At 37.7% G+C, this 23,649-nt stretch carries 19 protein-coding genes; 8 read left to right on the top strand and 11 right to left on the bottom strand.

The window, feature by feature from the left end; genetic code table 11:
* Nucleotides 1–5: 5 nt before the first annotated feature.
* Nucleotides 6–1,739, top strand: coding sequence for an OmpA/MotB family protein (locus A8B79_RS06805; protein WP_066219995.1), 1,734 nt, complete (start codon nt 6–8; stop codon nt 1,737–1,739).
* A 55-nt stretch (nt 1,740–1,794) separates the two neighbouring features.
* Here the strand turns inward: A8B79_RS06805 and A8B79_RS06800 are convergent, their stop codons facing one another.
* From A8B79_RS06800 to alaS, 4 genes are all read right to left on the bottom strand, one after another.
* Nucleotides 1,795–3,063 carry a pyruvate dehydrogenase complex dihydrolipoamide acetyltransferase gene (locus A8B79_RS06800; RefSeq protein WP_066219992.1) on the bottom strand — a complete coding sequence of 423 codons (1,269 nt, stop codon included), beginning with the start codon at nt 3,061–3,063 and terminating at the stop codon, nt 1,795–1,797.
* Nucleotides 3,064–3,087: 24 nt separating this feature from the next.
* Nucleotides 3,088–4,074: a pyruvate dehydrogenase complex E1 component subunit beta gene (locus A8B79_RS06795; RefSeq protein ID WP_268872933.1), complete on the bottom strand. Its 987-nt coding sequence runs from the start codon at nt 4,072–4,074 to the stop codon at nt 3,088–3,090.
* 20 nt (nt 4,075–4,094) lie between these two features.
* Nucleotides 4,095–5,195: a pyruvate dehydrogenase (acetyl-transferring) E1 component subunit alpha gene (pdhA, locus tag A8B79_RS06790; protein ID WP_082894093.1), complete on the bottom strand. Its 1,101-nt coding sequence runs from the start codon at nt 5,193–5,195 to the stop codon at nt 4,095–4,097.
* Nucleotides 5,196–5,285: 90 nt separating this feature from the next.
* A complete protein-coding gene (gene alaS, locus A8B79_RS06785) occupies nt 5,286–7,961 on the bottom strand; it encodes an alanine--tRNA ligase (RefSeq protein WP_066219986.1) in 2,676 nt (891 codons plus the stop codon).
* A gap of 187 nt (nt 7,962–8,148) precedes the next feature.
* On the opposite strand from alaS, the gene A8B79_RS06780 reads away from it, so the two are divergent.
* Nucleotides 8,149–8,724, top strand: a complete 576-nt coding sequence (locus tag A8B79_RS06780) for a DUF502 domain-containing protein (protein WP_066219983.1) — start codon at nt 8,149–8,151, stop codon at nt 8,722–8,724.
* 28 nt (nt 8,725–8,752) lie between these two features.
* Here A8B79_RS06780 and A8B79_RS06775 read toward each other — a convergent pair whose 3' ends face one another.
* From A8B79_RS06775 to A8B79_RS06755, 5 genes are all read right to left on the bottom strand, one after another.
* On the bottom strand, nt 8,753–9,676 hold the full coding sequence (locus A8B79_RS06775; RefSeq protein WP_066219980.1) for an FAD-binding oxidoreductase: 924 nt from the start codon (nt 9,674–9,676) through the stop codon (nt 8,753–8,755).
* 80 nt (nt 9,677–9,756) lie between these two features.
* Nucleotides 9,757–10,329 (bottom strand): outer membrane protein, encoded by a 573-nt coding sequence (locus A8B79_RS06770; protein WP_066219977.1) that lies wholly within the window; start codon nt 10,327–10,329, stop codon nt 9,757–9,759.
* Nucleotides 10,330–10,416: 87 nt separating this feature from the next.
* Nucleotides 10,417–11,100 (bottom strand): hypothetical protein, encoded by a 684-nt coding sequence (locus tag A8B79_RS06765; RefSeq protein WP_066219972.1) that lies wholly within the window; start codon nt 11,098–11,100, stop codon nt 10,417–10,419.
* Nucleotides 11,101–11,166: 66 nt separating this feature from the next.
* A complete protein-coding gene (locus A8B79_RS06760) occupies nt 11,167–11,532 on the bottom strand; it encodes a response regulator (protein WP_066219966.1) in 366 nt (121 codons plus the stop codon).
* Between the two features lie 80 nt (nt 11,533–11,612).
* The gene (locus A8B79_RS06755; protein WP_066219964.1) at nt 11,613–12,461 is read right to left on the bottom strand and encodes a hypothetical protein; all 849 of its coding nucleotides are present in this window, start codon (nt 12,459–12,461) and stop codon (nt 11,613–11,615) included.
* 94 nt (nt 12,462–12,555) lie between these two features.
* Here A8B79_RS06755 and A8B79_RS06750 point away from each other — a divergent pair, with 94 nt between their 5' ends.
* Nucleotides 12,556–13,704: an FAD-dependent oxidoreductase gene (locus A8B79_RS06750; RefSeq protein WP_066219961.1), complete on the top strand. Its 1,149-nt coding sequence runs from the start codon at nt 12,556–12,558 to the stop codon at nt 13,702–13,704.
* On the opposite strand, the gene A8B79_RS06745 is transcribed toward A8B79_RS06750, so the two are convergent.
* On the bottom strand, nt 13,694–14,098 hold the full coding sequence (locus A8B79_RS06745) for a MerC domain-containing protein (RefSeq protein ID WP_082894092.1): 405 nt from the start codon (nt 14,096–14,098) through the stop codon (nt 13,694–13,696). The genes A8B79_RS06750 and A8B79_RS06745 overlap by 11 nt on opposite strands.
* Before the next feature lie 167 nt (nt 14,099–14,265).
* Here A8B79_RS06745 and A8B79_RS06740 point away from each other — a divergent pair, with 167 nt between their 5' ends.
* Both A8B79_RS06740 and nagB read left to right on the top strand, forming a co-directional pair.
* Nucleotides 14,266–15,138 carry an alpha/beta fold hydrolase gene (locus tag A8B79_RS06740; protein WP_066219953.1) on the top strand — a complete coding sequence of 291 codons (873 nt, stop codon included), beginning with the start codon at nt 14,266–14,268 and terminating at the stop codon, nt 15,136–15,138.
* A gap of 127 nt (nt 15,139–15,265) precedes the next feature.
* Entirely contained in the window at nt 15,266–17,191 is a 1,926-nt protein-coding gene (gene nagB, locus A8B79_RS06735) for a glucosamine-6-phosphate deaminase (RefSeq protein WP_066219950.1), read from the top strand.
* An 11-nt stretch (nt 17,192–17,202) separates the two neighbouring features.
* On the opposite strand, the gene A8B79_RS06730 is transcribed toward nagB, so the two are convergent.
* Entirely contained in the window at nt 17,203–18,291 is a 1,089-nt protein-coding gene (locus A8B79_RS06730) for a GntR family transcriptional regulator (RefSeq protein WP_066219945.1), read from the bottom strand.
* A 245-nt stretch (nt 18,292–18,536) separates the two neighbouring features.
* Here A8B79_RS06730 and A8B79_RS06720 point away from each other — a divergent pair, with 245 nt between their 5' ends.
* The 3 genes from A8B79_RS06720 to A8B79_RS15945 are packed head-to-tail and all read left to right on the top strand — an operon-like array spanning nt 18,537 to nt 23,434.
* Nucleotides 18,537–19,832: an MFS transporter gene (locus tag A8B79_RS06720; protein ID WP_066219940.1), complete on the top strand. Its 1,296-nt coding sequence runs from the start codon at nt 18,537–18,539 to the stop codon at nt 19,830–19,832.
* A gap of 60 nt (nt 19,833–19,892) precedes the next feature.
* Entirely contained in the window at nt 19,893–20,852 is a 960-nt protein-coding gene (locus A8B79_RS06715) for a PD40 domain-containing protein (protein ID WP_066219938.1), read from the top strand.
* Between the two features lie 50 nt (nt 20,853–20,902).
* On the top strand, nt 20,903–23,434 hold the full coding sequence (locus A8B79_RS15945; RefSeq protein ID WP_161485147.1) for an N-acetylmuramoyl-L-alanine amidase: 2,532 nt from the start codon (nt 20,903–20,905) through the stop codon (nt 23,432–23,434).
* The last annotated feature ends 215 nt before the right edge of the window (nt 23,435–23,649 follow it).

Genomic DNA, 23,649 nt, shown 5'->3' with positions numbered 1-23,649 from the left:
GGAAATTGAGTTTAGATCAGTCAAATAATACAAAGAATTCACTGTATCCTAAGCAGGAAATTGAAAGTGAAGATGACGACAGTTGGCAGGTAAGTTATCTTGATATTATTACCATTCTTCTTGGTTTTTTGGTCATTTTACTTTCTTTCTCAGATTTAAATGATGGAGAGCCCTTTTCTGTTTCTGATTTATTCAAATCTTCTTTGAATGAAACCGAGTTTATCACTACACCGATTGAAAACATTAAAGAAGAACTTGAAGGATTGCTGGCACCAGAAATTGAACAAGGTAAGCTTGAGATATTCAGAGAACTAAATGATGTACGCATTAGATTCAAAAGTGATGATCTATACAGCTCAGGAAGCGCTACTTTAGAAAACGAAGCATCAGAAATCCTTAACCGTGTTTTGGCAGCTTTCAGGATCATATCCTATAACGATTTTGAAATAGACGTTGAAGGCCACACAGATAATGTTCCTATTTCTTCCGCTAACTTTGATTCGAATTGGGAGTTATCTACCTCAAGAGCATCTAATATTGTAAAGTATTTCAGTGAAATGGGAATTGCTCAGGAACGTTTAAAAGCATCCGGTTATGCTGACTCCCGACCTTTAGTTGAATTTGATGAACAGGGCAATCCTTATCCTGCCAGTAAAGATAAGAACAGAAGAGTTGTTCTCAGATTATTTTATTCAAGCCCTGAACAAATGGCAAAAGCAGATTCTGTTTCTACTGATCAGGAATCCTCCGAGCCTGAATTGGGATCAAATGATGAATCGACTAATGCTGAGGCTGAAGTACCGGAAGAATCAGATGCAGTAAATAGTTCTGATGATTTAGCAAGAACAGATGTACAAGCTGAATCGAATGAAGAGGCTATTGCTGAAGAAACAGAAGAGCCCCCTGTACAAATCTCTGCACCTACCTCTACCCCAACTGTTCCTGTTTCAAAAGCGGAAATCAGAAACGTAAACACCGGAAATTTTGAAAACGGTTGCAGGTATTCAGTTCAGGCCGGAGGCTTTGAATCCTTTTTTAACAGCTTAGCTTTTTCCAAAGAAACGGAACAAAAAACCGGTTACGAATTTGAGATAATGTATAATAACTCCTTGTTCTCAACCAGAACGGCCAGTAGTACTTCCTTTTCTGAAACTATGGCTTTGCAAAGTACTATCGAAGAGAAACTGGGAAAAAGCCAAATAACAGGTTTTGTTCAACAATGCTATAACAATGGAAAGGAACGGCCTCAGGCTCTTAAATATCAAATTCAACTGGCTTTCTTTCAAAATGAACAAGGAGCTTTATCATTTAAAGAAACCCTTGCTCAGGAATACAATATTGAAGCAGTTGTAGAAGAAAAATCTCTTCAGGCATATACAGTACTAACTGCTTCTATAAACGATATTTCAACAGCCTTACAAAGATTAGAGGCTATACAGAATATCGAAATACTTAAAGATGCTTTTATAAAGTATGACCCCTCTACTGTCTCAGAATATACGTTTACTTACCAGATACAATTGGGTTCTTTTTCTTCTAAACAGGAAGTAGATCAACTTTCCGAACGACTTAGAAGTGAAATGAATGTACAAAGTAGTATCAGGACCTTTAGCAACGGACGTTATTATTTGCTAACAAGACCGTTTTCAGATTGGGATGAAATAAACGAACTTTATACAATTCTCGATCGTGATAGTTCAGAATTATCTCCTGTTATGTATCTGAATGAACGGATATAAAAAAAGCCCTGATTTTCATCAGAGCTTTTAAATTCAGAATTAAAATAAACGTGCTTTAGAGCAGCATTGATAATGGGTTTTCCAGTAAATTCTTAACTGTATTTAAGAATTGAGCTGCTTTGGCTCCATCAACAATTCTATGATCACTTGAAAGAGTGATCTTCATACGCTTACCCGGAACTACTGCACCGTTTTCTACCACAGGAACATCACGGATAGCTCCAACAGCAAGTATACAAGCATTTGGTGGATTAATAATAGCTGTAAACTCTTCTATGCCAAACATTCCCAAATTAGAGATAGTGAAAGTGCTTCCTTCCATTTGTTCGGGTTGTAGTTTACGATCTCTTGCTAATCCGGCTAATTCTCTGGTTTCGGATGAAATCTCTGACAAGCCTTTCTTATCCGCATGAGTAATAACAGGAGTCATTAAACCTTCATCAATAGCTACAGCGACCGCTACATGAACGTCTCCGTGCTCTTTGATCACATCGTCATGCCACGAACTGTTAATTGCCTGGTGACGCGTTAGAGCGATCGCACAAGCTTTCACTACGATATCGTTGAAACTGATCTTCACATCATTCGCTTCATTCATTGAAGAACGAGCTGCCATTGCAGCCTTCATGTCAATGTCTATAGTTTCATAGAAATGTGGATTGGTGAATTTGCTTTCAGAAAGTCTGCGAGCAATCACTTTTCTCATTTGAGAAACTTTCACTTCTTTGCTTTCTAAACTCTCGAAAGATTTAGATGCAGTTGAAGAGCTCGATGGTTTAGACAAACTACTTCCACCTTTATAATCTTCAATATCTTTCTTAACAACTCTGCCATCAGGACCTGAGCCCTGAACTGAAGTGAGATCAATTCCTTTATCTTCAGCCATTTTTTTGGCTAATGGAGAAGCTTTTACTCTTCCGTTATCAGATTCGGATGAAGTCTCTTTAGTTTCTGTTTTCTCCTCTGATTTATCCTCTTTAGATTCTTCAGACTTTTTTTCTTCTTTTTTGTCAGAATCATCAGACGAAGAACTTTCAGAACTTCCGCTCCCTCCTGCTCCGTCAAGAATATCAGAAATATCTTCACCTTCTTCACCGATCACAGCGATAAGTCCACCTAAAGGCACCGCATCTCCTTCCTGAGGAATGATCTTTAAAAGCGTTCCGTCATCAAAAGCTTCCACATCCATCGTGGCTTTATCAGTTTCAACTTCAGCGATGATATCACCGGCAGAAATCTTGTCGCCTTCTTTAACATTCCATTTAGCGATCACACCTTCTTCCATAGTGTCGCTCAGCTTCGGCATTTCTATCTTAATAGCCATAATTTCTTCGAGTTAGTGAGTTTATTAATTTCTGTAAGTAACTTGATTCACAGCATCTACAACCTGCTTAACAGAAGGATACCAAAGATCAAAAAGGTTTTTAGCAAATGGTGCACAAACATCAGGAAGTGTTACACGCTGTACCGGTGCATCCAAATAATCAAAAGCTTCGCGTTGAATTAAGAATCCAACTTCAGCAGCCAATCCACCAAAGGGATGAGCTTCATCCAGAATTACGCATCTGTTTGTTTTCTTGATCGATTCAATGATCAGCGGAAGATCCAAAGGCTTTACTGTTCTCGGATCAATAATTTCACATTCCACACCGTCTTTTGCCAGCTCTTTAGCAGCCTGAACTGCTAAGTGATACATTTTTCCGTGAGCTACTAAAGTCACATGTTCGCCTTCCCGTTTGATCTTTCCTTTCCCGATTGGGATAATGTAATCTTCTTCATCAGATACTTCTCCTTTCAAGCCGTACATTTGCTCTGACTCCATAAACAAAACCGGATTATCATCGCGAATGGCAGATTTAAGCAATCCTTTTGCGTCATCTGGTTCGGAAGTATAAATAACTTTCAAACCCGGGAAGTGAGCGTACATGGAATCGTAAGCAACAGAATGCGTAGCTCCTAACTGTCCTGCTGATGCGTTAGGGCCTCTGAATACGATCGGACAATTAATTTGTCCACCGGTCATGTACTTCACCTTAGAAGCGTGATTTATGATCTGATCAGCAGCTAATACTGCAAAGTTGAACGTCATGAACTCTACAATTGGTCTCAAACCGTTCATAGCAGCTCCCACTCCGATACCGGCAAAGCCAAGCTCAGAAATTGGAGTATCGATCACTCTTTTATATCCGTATTTATCGAGAAGTCCTTCGGTGGTTTTGTAAGCGCCGTTGTATTCAGCTACTTCCTCACCCATTATCAGGACTTTCTCATCTTTTGCCATTTCTTCATCGATGGCAGCTTTTATTGCTTCTCTAAATTGTAATTCAGCCATTATTCTATTCTTTGAAATTCTTTTTAGGTATGGAAATATGGATCGTCTTCTACAAACATATCCTCGTAGAGCTCTTCATCTTTCGGGAAGTCAGAATTATCTGCAAATTCGACTGCATCTAATACTTCCTGCTCTACTTTTTCTTCGATCTTCTCAAGCGCCGCTTCTTTGGCGATGTCATTTTCGAGAATATATGTTTTCAATCTTTCGATCGGATCATTCTTCTGATATTCTTCCAATTCCTCTTTAGTTCTGTACTTTTGAGGATCTGACATTGAGTGTCCACGATATCTGTACGTTCTGATCTCAACAAACCAAGGTTCTGAGTTTTTGCGCACATCATCAGCGATCTCTTTCATCTTCTCATACACAGAGAACACATCCATACCGTTGATCACAGCACTTTTCATTCCGTAACCATCAGCTCTGTCCACAATATCTGCAACTGTATGACGTCGGGCAGCTGTTCCCATAGAATATCCGTTATTTTCTACAACGAAAATTGCCGGAAGTTTCCAAAGTTGAGCAATATTAAAAGTTTCGTGTAGTGCTCCCTGATCTACTGCTCCATCACCAAAAAAGCAGGTAGAAATTCGGCCATTCTGCTCATATTTATTAGCGAATGCAAGACCACCACCAATTGGAATATGTCCACCAACGATTCCGTAACCGCCCCAAAAATGATTTTCTGCTTTAGCGAAATGCATTGATCCGCCTTTACCTCTGGAGCATCCTGTTGCTTTACCAAAAAGTTCAGCCATTCCTTCGTTTGCTGAAATTCCTCTGCAAAGTCCCCAACCATGGTCACGATATGCTGTAATGATATCGTCGTCATCATTCAATGCAAAAGTTGTTCCGGTCGAGATCGCTTCCTGACCAATATAAAGGTGAAGAAATCCGCCAAATTTTCCTTTTTGATACTGCTGCATCGCTCTTTCTTCAAAACGACGCTGCAAATACATTTGCTCATACATCGCTTTTAGCTTTGCAGCTGAAAGTCCCAGATCTTTATGTTTTGATTTTGTAGCAGCCGGAAGATCAACCCCTTTCTGTACTGCACCTGATTTTTCATCTCCAATACCTCTTGGAGCAAATTCAACATTACCGCTTTTCTTTTTTGCCATAGTTCGTTTTTTATAACCTTAACCCTTCAAAAATGGGCTTGAATATATTCAATTTTTAGGAAGATTTCGTAATTCTCTGGACTACAAGTGTTAAATGGTATTTAAAATGATTTCATTCACTTTAGATAGTGCTTCTTCTAGCTTTTCAGGTTGACGTCCACCAGCAGTAGCAAGACTTGGTTGTCCACCACCGCCACCACCTACTAACCGTCCAAGTTGCCCAACTAATGCTCCTGCCTTTAATCCTTTTTCTTTTATCAGATCATCAGTGACTGATACCATCAGATATACTTTTCCTTCTTCTTCATCTTTTGAACCTAGAACTGTAACTGTATTTGAAGAAGATTTTTCCAAAGCATCGTAACCCAGTTGCTTTAGCACATCCATGTCAGCGCCGGGAATTTCTCCTTTTACAAGTGTGATATTTCCGTCTAATGATTCCGGATTTGAAAATAATTCAGTTAGTTTAGCTCCGGTGTTCTGAAGATTCTGAGCAGAAAGTTCTTTTTCTAAAGCTTTCTTTTCTTCCTGAAGTTTCTTGATGTCTGCAACCAGATCGGTGCTTTGTCCAATTACTCCTTTAATTTCTTTTAGAAGTGATTGTTCATTCCTCAAAATCTGATCTGCAGCTTTACCGCACACAGCTTCGATTCTTCTCACTCCTGCAGCTACCGAAGTTTCCTGAGTAAATCTGAAGTAACCGATTTCGCCGGTAGCTTGTACATGAGTTCCACCGCATAATTCTCTGGAAAATTCAGGATCAAAAGTAATTACCCTAACTTCATCTCCGTATTTCTCTCCGAAAAGCATCATCGCTCCCATTTCTTTAGCTTCTTCGATAGGAACACTTCTCTGTTCATCTAACGGGATATTTTCCTGAATTTTTTCGTTAACTCTTTGCTCGATCACTTTGAGTTCTTCATCCGTAACTGCTTCAAAGTGTGAGAAATCAAATCGTAAATGATGATCATCTACCAAAGAACCTTTTTGAGCTACATGATCGCCTAGTTCTTCTCTTAAAACTGCATGAACTAAATGAGTAGCTGAATGGTGTTTTTGAATTTCTTTTCTTCTGGATGTATCAATCTGAGCAAGCCAACCACCTGAAAGGTCTTCAGGAAGGTTTTCTGTGTAATGAACAAACTCTCCATTTACTTTTTGTACATCAATAACATGAATGTATTCATTTCCATTTGTTACTAAACCTGTATCAGCAACCTGACCACCGCTCTCTGCATAAAATGGGGTCTTAGCAAGTTTGAAAGCAAAACGCTTTCCTTCTTTTCTGAACGAAGTAAATTCTGTTTCTACTTTAAGGTCATCATATCCAACAAAGTGAGTCTCGCTGACTTCTTTACTATTAACTAATACCCAATCACCACCCCCACTCTGATCAACAGAAAACTTACCGGCTGCTCGTGCGCGATCTTTCTGTTTTTTCATCAACTCGTTAAATCGATCTACATCAACTTCGATGTCTTCTTCTCTAGCCATTAGCTGAGTAAGATCGATTGGGAATCCATACGTATCATGAAGTTTAAAAGCGTCGTCACCGGAAATAACGTCTTTTCCTTTTGAGACTTCCTTAAAGAGTTGGATTCCTTGTCCTAATGTTTTTAAGAAGCTTTTTTCTTCTGATTTGATCACATTGATGACATATTCTTTCTGAGCTTCCATTTCCGGGAATACATCCTTGAACTGATCAGCAAGAACATCAACCAGTTTGTAGAAAAATGGTTCTTTGAAACCTAATTTATCCCAACCATATCTGATCGCTCTTCTTAGAATTCTTCGAATAACATATCCACGACCATCATTTCCGGGAGAAGCACCGTCCGCAATAGAAAAAGCTACAGCACGAATATGATCAGCAATAACTCTCATAGCGATATCTTTCTCACTGTCGGAACTGCTGTACTTCATTCCTGCAAATTCAGAAATTGTGTTCAATAACGGTGTAAAAACATCAGAATCGTAATTTGAAGTCTTACCCTGAAGGACAGCGCAAACTCTTTCGAAACCCATTCCGGTATCCACATGCATATCCGGTAATGGTTGAAGTGAACCGTCTTTCTGACGATTAAACTGAATAAATACCAGATTCCAGATCTCCATCACTCTGGGATCATCTGCGTTTACTAAAGTAGCTCCATCAACTTCTTTGCGTTCTTCTTCTGATCTCAGATCAATATGGATTTCTGAACATGGGCCACATGGTCCGGTGTCTCCCATTTCCCAGAAATTGTCTTTCTTACCGCATTTCAAAATATGAGCGTGGTCAATTGAAGTTTCGCTTTTCCAAAGTTCAATTGCTTCTTCATCAACCGGAAGTCTGTCTTCATCATCGCCACCAAAAACAGTAGCGTATAATTGATCAGGATTTAAGCCCCACTTATCAACCAATAATTCCCAAGCCCAACCAATGGCTTCTTTTTTGAAATAGTCACCAAACGACCAGTTTCCCAACATCTCAAACAAAGTATGATGATAGGTGTCGTATCCAACCTCTTCCAGATCATTGTGTTTCCCACTTACTCGAATACATTTTTGGGTATCTGCAGCGCGATTCCATTCCTTTCCTTCATGAGAAAGCGTCTTCTCTTCCCCTAGAAATATTGGTTTGAACTGGTTCATCCCTGCATTGGTGAACAATAATGTTGGATCATTTTTAGGAGCTACCGGTGCGCTTTCTACAATAGCGTGATCCTTTTCTTTAAAAAATTCCAGGAATTCCTGACGTATTTGGGATGAAGTCTTAGTGGACATCAATTTGAATTAAAAAATCGGTTGAAAATTAAGATGGTGAAGATAAAAAAAATCTGCTTCACACTCGATGTTAGATTTATGTTTACAGATTTAATTGAAATGTCTGAATTAAAAACCTGAAATAAACATTTTGTGCTTTATGAATTAGTGGCGACATTTATTCCGACTTTAAACTTATCAGACAGCTATGAAAACTATTCTCAATTTTTTCTTCCGCGGAATGCTAATTGTGTTTCCTGTTGGCGCCACCATTTATTTGGTTTCAATAGCAATTGGATGGGCTAATGAATCTCTCAATTATCTGTTTTACAGCTGGTTCGATTATAATATTCCCGGCTTAGGGATAATTACCGGCTTTATAGCCATCACTCTTATCGGATTTGTATTTACAAGAGCTTTCACAAAACCCATTGTTCATTTATTCGAGAAGCTTCTTACCAGAACCCCTTTGGTGAGTATTATTTATAGCTCATTAAGAGATCTTACCGAAGCTTTTGTTGGGGATAAAAAGAAATTTACAGCTCCTGTTGTTGTAGATTTCGGAGTTCCGGGCGTAAAACGTTTAGGTTTTATAACACAGGAATCTCTTACTGATCTTGGACTAGAGGACGAAGTAGCGGTGTATTGCCCACATTCATACAATTTCTCCGGAAATCTTTACATAGTGGATAAAATTCATGTGAAACCAATCAAGAAAGATCCGGCTACTTTTATGAAATTTGTGGTTTCAGGAGGTGTATCAAATTTAAATAAGCTAGAGTAATACTCAATGCTCACTATTCACCTTTCACTTAATATACTTCCTCAAAAGTACGGGCCGAAGGCTTAATATTCTTTTTAAGATCTTCCCAACTCCATTCTTTAGGATCTATTTCTGCAAGATCTCCTCTTACCTGCAAATACTCTGTATGCCCCTGAAGTGCAAGATTCTGATAGATACCCGTTTCCATTCCCTTCATTCCACAAATATAGATTAGCGTATTTTCTTTTTCAAAAATTGGATTCAAAGTATCAGCATGATCATTGATCACACTTTGAACATAATATTTACTTCCGTCGCTACGTCTGTCTTCTCTGGATACACAACTCAAATAATGAAAATTAGAGTGCTTCTCGGTCATTTCCTTTATAAAATCCGGATACAGTATATCCGTTCTGTAAGCACAACCAAAAACCAGAGCTACATCACCTTTATAGCCCGACTCAAACAATTCCATGATCATACCTCTGAAAGGAGCTATTCCTGTTCCGGTAGCAAAAAATACGTAATTGAAATCCTGAGCATTTTCCGGTAGCAAATATCTTTTTCCACTTGGTCCTGTAAGTTGAACTTTATCCCCCGGCTTCAAGTCAGAAAGATAATTTGAAGCAACACCCAGATAAAGTTTGCCATCTATTTCATCTATAGACCTTTTAACAGTAGTGGAAACCAGATGTGATTTTCCTCCTTCTCCCTTTGTAGGGGATGAAACCGAATATAAACGTAATTTATGCGGACGCCCTTTTTCATTCTCACCGGGAGGAAGTACTCCAACAGATTGTCCAACTCTGATCCTGTCTACTAAATCAGTACCCGAAATATCAAAAGTAATATGTCGAACTATATTTGGGCTGTTTTCTGCCGTGCAAACATAATTCTCTACAATAGTTGCTTCAACAGGGGCTTTTGGTGAATAAATATTCAGTTCTACTTCCGGTAGGATAATCTCTGCCATTCCAATAATTAGATTTAAGTGCATAAAAAAATCCGGTACTCTGATTGAATACCGGATCTGTAAAGTAAGGTTTTTCTAGTTTAGAAATAAAACGTTAATCCTGCGGATATAACATTACCGCTAAACTCAGTATCGTCAAGATCGTCTCCCTGATCATCCAGAAATAAATATCTGTAATCGACATTTAAACCGGCACTTTCATTAAGAGGAAGATCAAGTCCGAATCCTAAATGATAACCAATGTTGAATTCTGCGTCATCACCGGGAGAAACGAATCCACCGTCGTAGTCATAAAAAGTATAATAAGCCCCTAAACCGGCAAGACCATAAGGTTGAAAATTAGAAGCTAAAGGTACATGCATTAATAATGTAGCTGTAACCGGAATTTGCTTGATCGTTAAATCGCCGTTTGTAGTAGAATAGCTTTGTTCTCCTCTGTACTCAGCGGCAAATTCAAATCCGAATACTTCACCACGGGTTCTTGTCTGAAATCCAATAAACATGGTTCCATCATCAGCATCAGGAGCTTTGTAATACCCGATCTTTGGCCCAATTCCCGATCTGTCTTTAGTTGGAGCCGATGTTTGGGCGTTTGTATGAGATGAAAATGTCAATAAAACTGCTAATGTTAGCGTAGATATAAAAAATTTCATAATTAGTATTAGTTGTTGTTAGATAATACTTTAATGGATATAGGGCTTCGTAAGTTCCATTAAATAATACTAATACTACATATTCAGCTATTGATTGCTGATCCTGTATCTTACTAACTCATCGATTGTTGGTCTTTCTCCTCTTTGTTCGATTAGCCGGGCAGCCGTTCTATCCGTCACTTCCACTCCGCTCATCCGCATTAGATTTTCTTTGGTCAATTCCTCTTTTGTATATCCCAAATCCATCATTCTGCTTGTAAAGTATGCGGTAACACCCGCCCTTCTTGTTTCTGCTAATTCCTCAATCGACAGATAATAACCAAGCTCTTTCATCATTCGGGCGTAATCTGCACTAACTCTCGCATTTTGAAATTCAACCAATTGATCTAAGGTAATATCTGTATAACCAATATCGTGCAATTTTTGAGTTTCTGTAGGAGTAACCCCCGCCCTTCTGAGATCTATTAGTTCTTCTCTGCTAAGTTCACCGTACCCCATATCTGCCATCAAGGTTCCCAAATCCTGTAACAATTCTTCACTAGGTTCACTTATAGCCTGTTCAATTCTCTCTGGTAATTCATTAATCCCGGAATAATCGATTCTGGAACCAACATAGAATACAAGGGTAGCTATAAAAGCAAAAAGAAGTATATAATTGGAAAGTTTTCCTGAATTGGAATTCTTATTTAATGTTCCCTGATTGAGCTGGGAAACTGTGTCGTCCTCAAGATCTTTAAGATCATTTTTTAAATTTCTGAATTTTGTACTCATAATCGCCCTTTTTATTTACCAAAACAGTTACGGAAGCTTAGTTAAAAAGATGCAATTTTTTTATGATCAAGCAATTAGCTTTAGCGACTTATCAAGGTCACTTATTGTAAATGGCTTAACGATAAGGTCAGCAAAATCGGTATCTTTTGCCCGTTCAAAATTCAAGCGATCTGAATTTCCAGTTAAATAAATTACTTGTGAATCTATAGTTTCTTTTATCTTTGCCACGGTTTCAATACCATCCATTTCGCCTTTCAAGCGGATATCCATAAGCAAAATATCAGGTTTTTCTTTATTGGCAATAACAATGGCTTCTTCACCTGAAACAGCTTTTCCAACTACAGTATGGCCAAGCTCTTTAATCATATTTTCTACTACCAGGGAAATGATCATATCATCTTCCACTATTAGTACTTTTTTACTATTGCTCATTTATTTGAACTGATTTTTAAAACCCTTATCGAACTTTATTTCGAAACCTTAAGCTAAGGTACAAAAATTATTAACCTCTTCTACAATAATTTAACCTTTAAAACATCACCAGTAACCGTGCTTATAAAAACATTCCATCTCACCTCTTGAGTATTCTCCTGTAATACGTTGAACACCCATGCCTTATGGATCTCCAGTCTTTCTTCAATTTCAATAGGAACAAATTTCAATTCAGGCTCTCCGGATAAATGTTCTTGAGCTATTTCCTGTTCAAATATCTGATTCTTTGAATTTGCATACCTCACTTTCATACCAAGAGCTTTTTCCTTAGCTGCAACAGAACCAAATTCAACAAAGCCGGGATCTGTTACAGGGAACCAGTTACCCCAGATTCTGTTTACACCGTTTTTATCCATATAAACCAAAATCTCGCTGTCCATTACTTCTATATCATTAATTACCTGAAGTTGAAATGTGAACTTCCATTGTAACGGAACACTATTAATATCCCCTTCACAAATTGTACAACCATTTAATGAAGTAACATCCTCTAATACCAAACTTTCTATAACTTCAACACCGGTATACTCAGCATTTTCTTTAAGTACTTCCTTTGCCAGATATAAAAGGTCGTTACTGAAAGGGATTTCCTGCTTTAATTCACTCCGGCTTAAACATGGATTTACATTATCAGGAAAAAGAACTCTGCTATAACCTGTGAATCCATATTCATTGAGAGTTGAACAGATCAGATTGTTATTTTTTTCGTGATATTGTTGGTTTAATACCTGAAGATCTGAAATAGTTAACCTTTCAATTATAACCGGGTATTCATCAACTTTTTCATCAAGAGATAAAGAATCACAACCCCATAAACAGGCTGTAAAAAATATAAATAGATAAATAATTTCTTTTCTAATCACATTCATTCGTCCTTAACAGAAGTTACCTAAACCTCATATTTACCACAATAATCTTACTAAAGTTCTTTACCTTTGTGCATTATATTTTTTTAAAGTTTAGATGAAAAAAAAAGTAGCAGTTATTGGTGCGGGCATTTCCGGGATAACAACAGCCGTGTTGTTACAACAAAATGGTTTTGAAGTATCCGTTTATACAAACGAGCACCCTTTAAAAGAAATTAAAAACCCATATTTTGGAAGTCAGTTTCCCTCCGCTTCAATTATTCCTCATTCGGTCTTCCACCCTGATATAAATGAAATTTTTAAACTGAGTCAGCTTTTTTTTTCAAAACTGTATGAAATCTCTTTTTCAGGATTAACCAAGCATGAACATTATGAACTTTTTGCTTTTGAGAAATCAATAGATGATTATCCTAATTTAATAAACGGCTATGAAGCTCTACCTGATTTAAAATGGCATCCAAAACATCCTGATATTGCAATTAAAAGCGGATGGAAGTTTAATTGTTTTTTTGCTGACTGGACTGATTATTTCCCTCAACTGATACGTATTTTTTTACAAAATAACGGGACTTTTATATATGGAACTGTTGATCTTAATTCATACGCCTCAATAAATGAAGATATCGTTATAAATTGTTCGGGTCTTGGATCAGCTCAATTGATAGATGAAGAAAGCAAACCATTAATTTTAAAAGGACACTTACTAAAGATCAACAACACCGTTGATCTAAAATCGCCAAATGGAAATACCGTTTCTTATAATTTTAGTGCCGGACCTGATATTTATGCAGACTCTTTCGGCACTCCTTTAGATGTGTATTGTTATCCCCGTAAACATGACTGGATTCTTGGTGGGAGTCGCTTTAAAGGAACTCTTGATAATCAAGGTAACTGGGTTTCTGAAGACGAACTTTCACAACAATTTCCTCCACAAATTGAATCTCTAAATTCAGAAATCATCAAAGAAACTTTCGGTATAGAAATCTCAGAGTTTAGAGAGAAAGAATATCAGTACTCCTATCGATATGTTCGGAATAAAAAGAATGGTCTTCGAATAGAATCAGAAAATGCTCCCGACAGATTAATAATTCACAACTATGGTCACGGAGGTGCCGGAGTTACATTAAGCTGGGGATGTGCTTTCTCTGTGCTTCAAATGATTAGTGAAAAGTCGGGAATTTTAAACACTGATATTACCCCAGAACAAGCACTGATCAGTTTAGCTGATGGATTAACTAATCTTTGATTGTGGATTTGGATTTATAATTCAACCAATGTCCTGTTATCAAGAGTATGCTACCAATTAAAGTGATCCCGGCTTCACCGTACTCACCGAGTGTTTCATTGAAATACCAAGCTAAAAAAATCACAAACAGTCCGGAAAGCAGTAGAATTGTAATTTTGGGAGATCGATGTCGTTTTCTCAATGACAAATATACAGCAGGCGCAATAGCGATAAAGAAAATAAAGTGTGTATACTCATGAAACTCCTCAAAAGCAGGCCATAATGGTATTAGTGCAACAATAACCGGCACCAGCAAACAATGAATTGCACAAATACCCGATAAGCCAATTCCTACTCTATCCCAAAATCCGGGTTTTGTTTCTTTAGATTGCTTATTCAACTTTTGATAACTCAATTATATTCACGGTTAGATTTATGCCCCTCAAAGATATCAATATATCTAATGATTTCTTGATAGAATTAAACTGATCGAAATTTTTGATCATTCACTTTGTTTGTTTACAAAATGTTATCTCTTTTCCTTTTGGTGATGATTAACTTATTGCAATAATTATTTTGCATATGAAAAGATTTGGAAAAATTTTAAAGTGGACATTTCTATCATTTGGGTTATTCATTGCCGTTGCGTTGATATATATTCATAACCTCGATTTTTCGATGAGTGATGAAGATATCAACTCTGCGCTCTCTGGCCTTCCATTTAAGCCTGAAACTAATATCGCCTCCTTTGAGGACAGAGAAATTCATTACGTAGCAATTGGCGACACTTCAAAACCTTCCGTTCTTTTCGTACACGGTTCACCGGGCTCTTGGGATAATTTTCTGAGTTTTATGCGAAACCCGGTTCTTCTGAGTAAATTCAGACTTATTTCGGTAGACCGTCCAGGATTTGGTAAATCCGGAATTGGAAAACCTGAACGCTCGTTAGAAAAACAGGCGCAGCTTATTAATAGAGTTCTTGAAATTGAACAGTCGTCCTCGTCCATTTTGGTTGGACATTCTTATGGAGGTCCCGTAATTGCAAAAATGGCGATTGAATACCCCGATAAAATTGACGGGATTATTTTTGTAGCTGCTTCCATTGATCCTGAACTTGAAAAAACGAAATGGTTTCAAATTCCTGTACACTATAAAGTGCTTTCATGGATATTACCTGATATACTTTATTCTACTAACGAAGAGATCATAGCTTTAAAAAAAGAGCTTGAAGATTTAATACCGCTATGGAGTTCTATCACTCAACCTACATCCATCATACAAGGTAAGAACGATAATCTAGTTCCATATAAAAATGCCTTATTTGGTAAAAAAATGCTTGTTAACACATCCCCAAGGATGGTAATCGAGGATATAAATCATTTTATTCCATGGGAAAATCCGGACCTGATCACTCAGGAGATCCTGAGAGTGAATTCATTGACAGATCATCGATAACCAACTTCTGAAATTCCGAAAGGTCACAATGTTCTCAATGTGACTTTGAACAGAGTTAACGTTATTATTCCTGTTCCGTCTAAAAGTGGCAGAAAATGCCCTCAAATAATAAACTGTAAAAAAAGAAATGTCTCAATTTAGTACGAATCCTGAGTCACAGAAATTTGAAAAAATACCAACTTCAATTTTTTCTACTGCAAAAGATGCTTCCATTCATGTAGCACATCAGATTGCAGATCTTATAAAAGAAAAAGCCAAGAAAGGTGAACAGGCTGTTCTGGGCCTTGCTACCGGTTCAACACCTACACAGGTATATGATGAATTGGTAAGAATGCACCGTGAAGAAGGTTTGAGTTTTAAAAACGTAGTAACCTTTAACCTTGATGAATACTACCCAATGGATCCTGATTCGATCCATAGTTATGTGTATTTCATGAAGGAATACTTATTCGATCATATTGACATCAAGCCTGAAAATATTCATATACCTGACGGCACCTTAGAAAGAGAAGACATCTATACTTTTTGTAAGGAATACGAGAATAAGATCAACAGCCTAGGTGGGCTTGATATTCAGGTTCTCGGAATTGGTCGTACCGGTCATGTTGGATTTAATGAACCGGGATCAGCAATTACATCTCAAACAAGATTAATTGCCTTAGACAGTCTTACCATTTTAGATGCAGCCAGCGGTTTTTTCGGTGTTGAAAACGTTCCAAAACGTGCCATTACAATGGGTGTTGGAACTATTATGAATGCAGATAAAATCTTTTTGATGGCTTGGGGAGAGTCAAAGTCTTCCATTATCCAAAAAACTGTTGAAGGAGATCAAACTCCTCATATTCCGGCAACATTTCTACAACAACACGATAATGTAGAAATAATACTTGATGAAGCTTCTTCAGCTGATTTAACACGAGTAAAAACCCCTTGGTTGGTTGGCCCGATTGGTTGGGATGACGCCACACTCAGAAAAGCAGTTGTTTGGTTAAGTCTCTTTTTAGAAAAACCAATACTTAAGCTTCGGGAAGAAGATTACAGTGAACACGGCATGAATGATGTTCTTACCACTATCGGAAGTGCATACAATGTAAATATCAGGATCTTTAACGAAGTTCAGCATACTATAACCGGGTGGCCTGGTGGTAAACCAAATGAAGATGACACCTACAGACCGGAGCGAAAATCACCGTTTCCAAAAAGAGTATTAATATTCAGTCCTCATCCCGATGATGACATCATCTCGATGGGAGGTACTTTTATTCGACTTGCCGATCAGGGACATGAAGTTCATGTAGCGTATCAAACTTCAGGAAATATCGCTGTTTTTGATGACGAAGCTTTACGCTTTGCTGATTTTGTTATGGATTATCACAATAACTTTGGTTCTGGTTCTGATGAGATAAGTAAGCTTTATGAAGAAGTAAGAACCTCTATCGAAAACAAGCAACCCGGACAAGTTGATTCTGAAAGCGTAAAAACTATTAAGGGAATGATAAGACGTGGAGAAGCAAAAGCAACTGCACGTTATGTTGGTTTACCTGATGAAAATATTCATTTCCTGGATCTTCCCTTTTATGAAACCGGTAAAGTTCGAAAAAATCCTATAGGACCAGAGGATATAAAAATTACCAAGGATCTTATTTCTAAAATAAAACCTCATCAAATTTATGCTGCAGGAGATCTTTCTGATCCTCATGGAACTCACAGAGTTTGTTTAAATGCCGTATTTGACTCATTGAGAGAATTAAAAGACGAGCCTTGGATGAAAGACTGTTGGACCTGGCTTTACAGAGGTGCTTGGCAAGAATGGGGAATTGAAGAAATTGAAATGGCAGTTCCATTAAGTCCGGAAGAAACGGATCGTAAAAGAACAGGGATATTTAAACATCAGTCGCAAAAAGACAGACCTTTATTTCCCGGTACTGATAAAAGAGAATTCTGGCAACGTGCCGACGACAGAACAAAGACAACAGCAAAACTATATGACAAACTAGGACTTGCTGAGTACGAAGCGATGGAAGCTTTTGTAAGGTGGAAAGAACTGGATTAATCCCAGTTCTTTTACCTTATAATCAATTTTGGTTCAATTAAAACTTTAGACGGCACTTTGTATTCACTTTCTTCAAATATGATTTTAAAATTGTTAAAGAGAACTTTTCCTAGTTCTTTTGAATCAATACCAATTGTATCTAAAGAAGAATCTTGTTCTAGTGTCTGTTTTACATTCCCAAAACCCAGGATCGAAATATCGCGTGGAAATGCATATCCCTTTTCGATCAAGGCATTTTTGAAGCCTCTGGCTACTTCATCGTTAGAGGCAAAAATGGCGTCGATCTCTGAGTTTGCGAAGTCTAAAACTATTCCAATATTGAAACCATCTTCATATGTGGATCCTTTATTTTTGAAAGAGTTCCTGATTACTACGCAACGTCCGCTAGCTCCCTGCTCTTCAAGTTCATCCAGGAAGCCTTCCAGTTTTAGATCGTCCGATTTATATCCATTTTCGTCCAAAACGATACAGATCTTTTTCTCTGATTTCTTTAATAGCTCCTGGGCAGCTAACCGACCAACTTTATAATTATCTATCGTAACAATTGGAACCGTTGAATCATAAATATCATGGCAGAAAAAAGCAGGAACTTGCTTTAAGATCTTGTTATACAGTTTTACCCCGAACACAGATTTTCTGGAAGTCCCTAATATCAATCCATCAACTTCCTTGTTTGAAACAAGCTTAGAAATTAATTCCTCATGAGCATTGATACTATCAGATACATGAACTTCCAATTCCTTTCCAAGTTGTTTGGTCAACTTTTCCACTTCGGTAAGGATGTCAAAAAAATTAGCGTCGTTATAATTAATAAGTGCAAAAACGATCTTGTTGGCAGGTTGTCTTTGCTCCTCATTAAATTTTAAATGTTTTTTATTTATGAATGTACCTTTTCCAACTCTACTAACCAGATATCCTTTATCATTAAGCAGTTGCATTGCTTTTTTGATCGTGGACATACTTACATCATACATCTCAGTGAGTTGTAAATAATTAGGCAATCTTCCACTTTTTCCAAAATGATCATCAAGAATTTTCTCAATAAGGTCTTCAGTAATAATCTCGTAAAGATGTTTATTCGTATCGTTTTTGTCGATCATTCTAACTCAATGAATTTTTCTAAATCTATTTATCCAATACTAACAAATAATTGGGTCAAAATGTGCTCTATTGTTAAAGAATTTGGACTAAAATCTAAAAATTTTTCAGAAACTTATTCTATCGATCGGGAACTCTTTTTTGGTGCTTGTGAAGTTTGTTTAATAAAAAGTAAAAGCAGAAAACAGTACAGGAAGTTTTACCGATATTCAGAAAGTAACATTAATAAAATAGAAGGAATCCATTTATGAGTTCTCTTGCCACTTTTAAACAGAATCCCTGGTCCTGGATTCCAACACTTTATTACACTCAGGGAATTCCCTACATAATGGTGGTAACAGTTTCTGTGATCATGTATAAAGATCTTGGAATCGATAACGCTGAAATTGCTCTTTATACAAGTTTGTTATCTGCACCTTGGGTTTTTAAGCCTGCCTGGAGTCCTTTCATTGATATTTTTAAAACTAAACGTTGGTGGACGTATTTAATGCAAGGTTTGATAGGTGTTTCTTTTGCGGGTGCGGCAATTACCTTGAATACTCCCAACTTTTTCGAAACTTCACTCATATTTTTATTTGTCGTAGCATTCTGTTCTTCTACCCATGATATTGCCGCAGATGGTTTTTACATGTTGGCTCTGAATGAAGAACGGCAGTCCTTCTTTGTAGGGATTCGATCTACCTTTTTTAGGTTGGCTATGTGGAGCGGTGAAGGTGTTTTTATAGTATTAGCAGGAGTTATAGCTGCAAAAACAAGTGACCCTACCTTCTCATGGACGTCAATTCTGGCAATTGTCGCCGTTTTAATGATCGTAATGTCAGCATATCATGGATTTATACTTCCAAAACCTGACGAAGATGTTCCTGTTAAATCTGAAGGTGAATCTCAGGTTAAAGCTGTACTAAATACTTTTGTTGAGTTTATGAAGAAGGAACAGATCATTCTTTCGATTCTTTTCATCTTACTATACAGATTAGGTGAAGGTCAACTGGTTAAATTGGCTGGACCTTTTCTTTTGGATGCAAGAGAAGCAGGAGGACTTGGTTTATCAGTAACTGAAGTTGGAGTAGTGAATGGAATTATTGGACTACTTGCTTTAACAGTTGGTGGAATTCTTGGTGGAATAGTTATTTCCCGACATGGATTGAAGAAATGGCTATGGCCAATGATATTTATTATCAACCTCCCAAATGTCGCGTATTGGTTTCTCGCCCATTACCAACCTGAATCATTTATAACAATCAGTACACTTGTGGGAGTTGAAAAATTTGGATATGGCTTTGGATTTGCAGCCTTCCTTATGTTTATGATCTATGTTGCTAAAGGAAGCCACAAAACTGCTCATTATGCTTTTTGTACTGCTTTAATGGCGTTAGGTATGCTGTTATCAGGTGCTGTTTCAGGATTTATACAGGAACAAGTAGGATATGAGCAATTCTTTATTTGGGTACTAATATCAGCCATTCCGGTAATGATCGTTACCCCATTTATCAAAATTGAAAACGACTTCGGTAAGAAAAAAGAAAATCCGACTACCGAGTAAAAGGAACTAAAATAAACTTCGTAATTATACATTAAGAGCATACAAAAAAACTATTTAACTATGAGATTCAAGAAATTTACATCTATAGCATTTCTACTTTTAATCACTGCGTTTGTCAGTTTTAAAGTACAAGCCCAACCCCAAGCAGTCGGGGAACCTCAAATTCTGTTGAAACAAGATGGAGTTAACTTCCAGGCTCCGGTCTGGTCACCTGATGGTAATACCATAGCTGTAACGGCAGACCGCTATGTTGGTATCTGGCTTGCAAATGCTGACGGTTCAAACCTGAAACAACTGACTGATGCAGATGCCGGATATGGCTTTTCCTGGTCTAACGATTCTCGATCTATTTTAACGCGTCTTAATACAGTAGAAAACCGTCGAAGAAACCATGCCATTGCCATTTTTCATACGGATGGAAGCGCTCCCGACCAAATCACAGATTTTCGTCCAACCATGGAAGCGTTACCAAAATGGGCTCAATACGGAGAAAAAGTTGTTCTCATTCAGAATGACAAAATTGAAGCATTTGATTCCGGAATGGAAATGCCTCAACAATTTAAGTCTAAGCCAAGCCAAGCTTTTTATGTTCTGAAAAGTAATGAGATCGCGAAAGGAAAGGTCCCGACTAATTCTACAGAAAACATCTCTCCTTTTGATGATGCACAATATTTAAATCTGGAAGTTTCTCCTGATGGACAAAAACTCGCTTTTGAAGTGTACGGAGGAAATCTGTACGTAATGAATGTGGATGGCTCTGATCTTGTAGATCTGGGAAAAGCAAATCGACCTGATTGGTCACCTGACAGCAGATACGTGGTAGCATCCGTAAGCGAAGACAATGGATACAACATCACTAAAGGTGACCTGTTTGCTTTCAGTATTGATGGAAATGAAAAGGTTAACCTTACCGAACAATCCGGTTTGATAGCGCAGAATCCCAACTGGTCACCGGATGGTTCTAAGATTGCTTTCGATGTACCGAATGAAGGCGCCGTCTATGTAATCAATATTCAGTAGTAAGTTTAAGAGAAATAATAACCATGAATTTTAGATCAGTAAAACACATAATGAAATCATTCGCGCTCTATTCCCTGCTGAGTATTGTTTTTATCAGCTTTTCAACATCAACAAAAGCTCAGCAAGTAACCGGACTTGATGGAGTCTCCATCTTTATAGATCCCGGACATAGCCAAACAGAAAATCAAGGGCTTTACGGGTATTCTGAACCTGAAAAAGTACTCAGGATTGGATTAGCTTTACAGGAAATGTTACTTACCCAAACCGACATTGATACCGTTTATATTGCAAGAACAAATGATTCTCAATTCGTTGATCTAGGTCAAAGAGATGATCTTGCAAATGCTACCGGAGCTGATTTTTATTACTCAATTCATAGTAACGCTCCAAATACTTCAAATAATTATACACTTACCCTTTATGGTGGATGGAGATCAAACGGTAGTACGGTAGAAAAATCTCCGAATGGTGGTAAAGCCTACGGTGATGCACTGATCGTAGAACTTACTGATGCGATGAGAATTCCAACCATTGGTAATTTTGCAGACCGAAATTTTTATACGGGAGGTTCTGTAACTAATCACTCTACTAAAGGTCCGTGGTTATTTGTGAATAGAACTACAAATATGGCTTCACTACTAAGTGAAGGTGGTTTTCATACTGTTCCCTTTCAGCAAAAAAGAAACTTAAATACCGAATATAAACGATTAGAAGCACAAGCTGCATTCTGGAGTTTCCTTGAGTATTTTGGGGTCCGAGATCAACAACCTGTAGTTGGAATTGCTACCGGAGTTATATCAGACAATGATGACGGTGAACCACTGAATGGTGCAACTATATCTATTGATGGCCAATCCTATACCACCGATACTTTTGAGTCTTTGTTTAATCAGTATTCTTCTGATCCTGAAGAACTTAAAAATGGATTCTACTATCTGGAAGATCTATCTAATGGAGATCAGCAAGTAATTGTAAGTGCAGAAGGTTTTTATTCTGATACAGCTACTGTGGATGTTCTTACAGATGATTTCACTTTTCATGATGTGAGTTTAGTTTCAGCTACACCTCCTTCTATCACCGGTCTTGATGTAACGGACACACTTTTGGTTAATCCCGGAGAAAACCTCGTACTTCAATTCAGTAGAAAAATGGTTAAAGAAACCGTAGAAGACGCTTTTTCCTTCATGCCTGCTGATAGTATCAGACTTATATGGAGAACCGATTCCAGAATGGAGATCATTACTAACGAACTTGAATTTGAAAGCAATTATGTATTAAAAATTGATTCTACTGCTATCGATCGGTCTTCTTATATGCATCAATTAGATGGTAATAGTGATGGTGTTGGTGGAGATTCTTTCGTACTAAATATTGAAACCGGAAATGCTGATATACAGTCTCCGGTCGTTTCTGATATAAGACCAACTAATACCCGGTTAAACGAACTTAATCCAATAGCTTCTGCTTCATTCAATGAATTTCTGGATAATTCAAATCTGAGCTCCGCAATTGAGATCAAAAAAGGAACATATTCTGTTCCCGGAACGGTAAAGTATTATGAAGTTTTTGGAAAAAGTGTGATCAATTTCTTTCCTTCTCAAAGATTGGATAAGAGTACAAATTATATACTAAAACTAAGCGGGTCTATAAGTGATACCGTTGGCAATGCACTTGGATCTGATATAAACAGAACATTCCCAACCACAGACCAGGAAATTCACAACCAGGTTGATGTTGACAAAATGGAAGGCTTAACCAGAAATGAAATTTCCGGTGGAGCCGGTGCATGGTGGTCTCCAACAGCTTCGGGAAGTACAGCCGGAATTGTTGCTGAAGAAACCAATTTGCAAATTGAAACAGATATCGTAAACCTACTTACTAATAGTACACAATCTCTGCGAATAAATTATGGCTGGAGAACTTCCGACACTGAACACCTCATTCGCGAATACAGAGGGCAAACTACAACGCCTAAATTCAGTAATTCCAGAATTCTTCAATCGTATGTATTTGGAGACGGAAATGGTAATAAATTCAGGTTTGTAGTTCGTGACGGTAACGGAGAGCTTGAAGCCAGTGAATGGTATACGGTTGACTGGTTAGGCTGGAAACTAATTTCCTGGGATATGGCAAACGATCCTGTTGTGGCATGGGTAAATGGTAACGGAACGCTGAATGGCACTCTGTATCTAGACAGCTACCAACTTACTTATACTCCGGGTCAACCTTCTACAGGTTTTATTCTTTTTGATGATCTTAGAGCCGTTGAAATGGGGCTTGCAACTTCTAATGAAGAAGAACTTCTTGCAGATATTCCATCCGATATAAAATTGAACCAGAATTACCCGAATCCGTTTAACCCAAGTACTAACATTACTTTTGGATTACCACAGCACAGCAAGGTAGATATAACGGTTTATGACATGTTGGGAAGAAAAGTAGCCACTGTATTTGCCGGCACAAAGCCTCAGGGCTTCCATTCTGTTCAGTTTGATGCCTCCAACCTTTCTAGTGGAATTTACATCTATCAGCTGAGAACTGATTTTGGTATGATATCCAAACAGATGACTTTATTGAAATAACATATTTAGGTCGATTAATATGGCATGGATAATTCATGAATTGTCCCTGTTACCACAAACAAATCCTGTAGGGGGAATTCATGAATTCCCCCTACAGGTTTTATATATAGGGTCATCCCGAACTTGTTTCGGGATCTTTGTAAGGAATTGCTCTTGAAACAGTCTTACTTTCTATGAACAAAGGCTATGTGTACTTTCTTACTAACTATCGAAGA

The sequence above is a fragment of the Balneola sp. EhC07 genome (assembly GCF_001650905.1).
Classification (GTDB): domain Bacteria; phylum Bacteroidota; class Rhodothermia; order Balneolales; family Balneolaceae; genus Balneola.
This window is presented reverse-complemented; position numbering and strand designations above follow the sequence as displayed.